This window comes from Nocardioides sp. Root140 (genome assembly GCF_001426745.1).
Classification (GTDB): Bacteria; Actinomycetota; Actinomycetes; order Propionibacteriales; family Nocardioidaceae; genus Nocardioides.
Window position 1 is genome coordinate 1 of sequence record NZ_LMFI01000009.1, and the last position, 1,551, is coordinate 1,551.

The 1,551-nt window shown below is 67.8% G+C and carries 1 protein-coding gene; it reads left to right on the top strand.

Going from position 1 to position 1,551, the window contains the following annotated elements:
* Positions 1-695: 695 nt before the first annotated feature.
* Entirely contained in the window at positions 696-1,400 is a 705-nt protein-coding gene (locus ASD30_RS10470) for an ArsR/SmtB family transcription factor (protein WP_056681162.1), read from the top strand.
* The last annotated feature ends 151 nt before the right edge of the window (positions 1,401-1,551 follow it).

A 1,551-nucleotide genomic window follows, 5' to 3' on the forward strand; every position in this document is an offset into this window, starting at 1 on the left:
ACACACTGTTGAGTTCTCAAGGATCAAGCGCGCACCGCACCCAGCCTCACGACCAAGCCCCGGGGCAACCTGACAAAACTTACCGGAGTGAGATTCGCCTGTCAAACCGGCCAATCTGCTTCCAGATCCCATCGCACACACTGATCCAGGATCTTCCGAGGCCGCATCGTGGCGCACACTCAGAGGACCCCGAGAGGGGTACTGATGGGGGTGGCCGCCTGGTGGGACCGGAGCCCGGCCAGAAGGCCGTTCTTCCCGGTCGCTCTCGGCGACAGGTGAAACATTAGGCCACGCCCCACCACGGGTCAAATCGACGCGTTCAGGGCTCTCCCCCGGCCTCTGTGTCGCGCCCAGGAGAGCACGCTCCACACCGGGAAGCGGCGCCGTACGCGGCCGGCGTCCAGACCGAGAGGTCCCCAGCTGGTTGGCGTACGACGGGCCCTTGTGCACGGCGATCTCGCGCAGGCTCCAGGTCATCCCCGCTGGGTCGATCCCACTCGTGGGGCCGGCCGGGCGAAGAGCCTCAGTCGCAACCAGCGAGACGGCCATGACGGCGGATCACCTCGTGGGTGTACAGATCCGGGTGCCGTCCACCGCCAGCCGCGGACGCCTGTCCCACGGGATTCCGGGTCCGGGCCATGAGGACCCCGTCATCTCGGTCCTTGCCGAATCGTGCCTGCGGCACAATCGAAACCATGAGCCTCGACCTCGCACGGATCGGCAGGGCGATCGGTGCGCCAGCTCGCGCCGCGATGATCGATGCGCTGTTCGACGGGGCACCCCACACCGCCGGGCAGCTGGCCCACGTGGCCGGGGTTGCGCCGGCCACCGCGAGCCAACACCTGGCCCTCCTCGCCGACGCGGGTCTCGTAACCGTCGAGCCCCGAGGCCGATTCCGGCACTACCGACTGGCGAACGCCCGTGTCGCGCATGCACTGGAGCAACTCAGTGGCCCGGGCCAGGGCCCCGTCAGCTCACTTCGGCCGTCTCGCGAACAACGTCGTCTCCGGGCAGCTCGCACGTGCTACGACCACCTCGCCGGTCAGCTCGGGGTGGCCGTGGCTGAACGGTTCATCGCCGCCGCATGGACCGATCCGCAGATGAGCACCATCACCCCAGCCGGCACGGACGCCCTGGAAACCTACTTCGGAGTGGACCTCGACCTGGCCGCTCGCTCCCGACGCCCACTTGTGCGGCCCTGTCGTGACTGGACAGAGCAACGCGACCACCTGGCCGGCACCATCGGCACCATGATCGCCACCGCCATGCTCACCGACAACTGGGTCAACCGTCAGCCGGGAAGCCGAGCACTGAGTGTCACGCCCCATGGAATTGCCCAGCTCGAGCGGGCCGCCGTCACGACCGACGCCCACTCCCCCGTGAACGACAGAACCGGGTAGGCCTCGAGGCCTACCCGGTTCGGGATGTCACAGTGCCGCGCCATCGGCGATGCTCAGTTGGGTTGTTCGAGTTGTTGGGCGCGGGTGGCGGCGTCGGTGAGTTCGTCGCCGTCGATGGCTTCGGTGCGGTGGAACCATTCGAGTGCTTCGG